Below are 2661 nucleotides of genomic sequence, written 5' to 3'. Positions count from 1 at the left end.
GCCGTAGGCTCAGCTTTAGTTGACCAAATTTTGTAATAGTTGTAAACTGACCGCCATTCTGGGAAATCACCGGTGACTTGACGCCATTGGCAACCGGTTTTCAAGACATATAGGACCGCACAGAAGACCTCGTAGAGGTCATATTTTCGAGGCTTAGTTCGCTTACGAAAATTTTCTAAAGCTGGTCGAATTAATTCAAATTGTTGCCGTGTAATATTGCTGGGATAATTTTTCATAGCTTAAACTCGCTTTTTACATAGAAGTATATCAAAAATCATAGATCTTGGACAGCTTCTAAGATCCGCTGAAATTGCGCCAGAATTGGAAAATGTTGGGCAATCCCGTCAACGTTCCAGATCAATGTTCTGCCGGCAAGCCAGGGGATGCTGTAAGTTAATAAGCAAATTGAAACAAATGCAATCGTATAAATCAAAAAAATTGGCAGCTTAAATGTCCGTTTTCTCAAATGAGTACTCGTTTGCATGAAAATGCCTCCCAAATCATTATCTTTATTGTCGGTGTTTACCAGCAATCTGACAAGCCATGGATTAAAATTTTAAGTTTTATCTTACGTAACTTTGTCACAACAAGTGTGAATTATTTGTTGGTAGGTGATGAATATTTTGTGAATGGTAAACATATTTATACCGAACAAATTAGAGAGAATCCTTAATTTGCGGGAGAAACTGATTGTTCACGGCTTTTTTATATTCTAATTAAAACGTTATCTTCTAATCTTATTAATAGACATTGTATAAAAAACCGGTTATTCTTACTCGTGAAGGGATTATTAAATCAAAAAATTAATAATAAGTTCTCTTTGCAATTATCGGATTAATTCTGTTAAAAATCTCTCGTTTTCAATGACAGAAATTGTACGATAGCGTTTTCAAAAAAGGCTATGATAGAGTTGTACTTAAAGGAAGAGGAGGTAACAAGAATGACAAGTCCAATTCATGTAACATCTGAAATCGGTAAGCTCAAAACGGTATTACTGAAACGACCTGGTAGGGAAATTGAAAACTTCACCCCAGATATGATGCCACGCTTACTGTTCGATGACATTCCATATTTACCAATTGCACAAAAGGAACATGATTACTTTGCCGACACCCTTCGAGATAACGGGATTGAAGTCCTTTACCTTGAAAAACTGGCAGCTGAAGCATTGGATGCTGGTGGTGACAAAGTTCGTGATGACTTCTTAGAGCAAATGTTAACCGAATCCGGATACGCAACGGGCACGATTCATGATGCCTTGAAAGAATATTTAGACAGCATGAACAACCAAGACATGGTCAATAAGATCATGGAAGGGGTTCGGAAGAACGAAATTGATTTTGTGCCAACAGATTTAGTGAGTGCTGCTGAGACAGAAGACTATGAATTCTACATGGATCCAATGCCTAACCTGTACTTTACCCGTGATCCATCGGCATGTATCGGCGAAGGATTGAGCATCAACCACATGACGTTTGCTGCCCGGCAACGTGAATCTTTGTTTAATGAAATTATTATTGATCACCATCCACGGTTTGCTAACAAGGGCGTTCACGTATGGCGTGATCGAAACCACGATACTCGGATCGAAGGTGGAGACGAATTAGTCTTAAATGACCATGTGATGGCTATTGGCGTTTCCCAACGGACATCTGCTGACGCAATTCAAGATATTGCGAAGAACTTATTTAAGGATGGTCATTTTGACACAGTCATTGCGATTAAGATTCCACATAATCACGCAATGATGCATTTGGACACTGTGTTCACAATGATTAATTATGACCAATTCACGGTTCATCCAGGAATCTTAGGCGAAGGTGGCCACATTGATACTTGGACAATTACGCCAGGTAAAAATGAAGGTGAGCTTCACCTGGAGCACAGGACAGATTTGAAGGCAGTCTTAAAAGATGCATTGAAGCTCGATGATCTGGACTTGATTCCAACCGGTGGTGGCGATCCAATTATTGCCGGCCGTGAGCAATGGAATGACGGTTCAAACACATTGGCAATCGCTCCAGGAGTTGTTGTAACGTATAACAGAAACTATGTATCAAATGATTTGCTAAGAAAACATGGCTTAAAAGTTCTTGAGGTCATCTCAAGTGAGTTGTCAAGAGGCCGTGGGGGCCCACGTTGTATGAGCTGCCCGATTGTTCGGGAAGATATTTAGAGTGCAACGAGACCCGGGTGACCCCGGAACATAAGTTAAAGGTATCAATAATGAATGCTTTTTGTTCATTATTGACAGCTTTGACTTATGCAGTAGGGGTCAGGGTCGTCGGAGCACGTTTAGAGTGCGGAACCAAGCGGTTAGAAACTGGAACATAAGTCTCCTTATTCAGAAATCCTGGTTTGGGGATTTTTGAATAAGGTGCTTATGTGCAGATTGTTGCTTGTCGGAGCACATTTCCACTATAAGAATTGAGAACGGGTGCTCATGTATCAGAGAACATTCCCTCTGTCATAGGTAGCGGAAAACAAAAATCCACAGTACCCAAAAACATCATTAATCAAGGAGAATCGATTATGACAAAAGACTTCAGACAAAACGTATTTCAAGGCCGCAGTGTATTAGCTGAAAAAGACTTTACTGCCGCAGAACTTGAATATTTGATCGACTTTGGTCTCCATTTGAAGGCACTTAAAAAGGCTGGC

At 40.2% G+C, this 2661-nt stretch carries 2 protein-coding genes and 2 pseudogenes; 2 read left to right on the top strand and 2 right to left on the bottom strand.

Annotation, left to right across the window (positions count from 1 at the left end):
• Both AB3112_RS10515 and AB3112_RS10510 read right to left on the bottom strand, forming a co-directional pair.
• On the bottom strand, positions 1-236 hold a 236-nt coding region (locus AB3112_RS10515), incomplete at its 3' end, for a transposase (RefSeq protein WP_367334456.1).
• Positions 237-292: 56 nt separating this feature from the next.
• Positions 293-484, bottom strand: a pseudogene (locus AB3112_RS10510) (hypothetical protein); the annotation flags it as partial.
• 456 nt (positions 485-940) lie between these two features.
• Here AB3112_RS10510 and arcA point away from each other — a divergent pair.
• Entirely contained in the window at positions 941-2176 is a 1236-nt protein-coding gene (gene arcA, locus AB3112_RS10505) for an arginine deiminase (protein ID WP_054748964.1), read from the top strand.
• 356 nt (positions 2177-2532) lie between these two features.
• Positions 2533-2661, top strand: a pseudogene (locus tag AB3112_RS10500) (ornithine carbamoyltransferase); the annotation flags it as partial.

It is taken from the genome of Lentilactobacillus sp. (assembly GCF_040773105.1).
Taxonomy (GTDB): Bacteria; Bacillota; Bacilli; order Lactobacillales; family Lactobacillaceae; genus Lentilactobacillus; species Lentilactobacillus parabuchneri.
The sequence above is the reverse complement of the archived record's forward strand: the minus strand, read 5'-3'. Positions and strand labels throughout refer to the sequence as shown.

Bases quoted from the DNA above. Each gene is read 5' to 3' on its own strand.
- arcA (WP_054748964.1), top strand. From the start codon at position 941: ATGACAAGTCCAATTCATGTAACATCTGAAATCGGTAAGCTCAAAACG.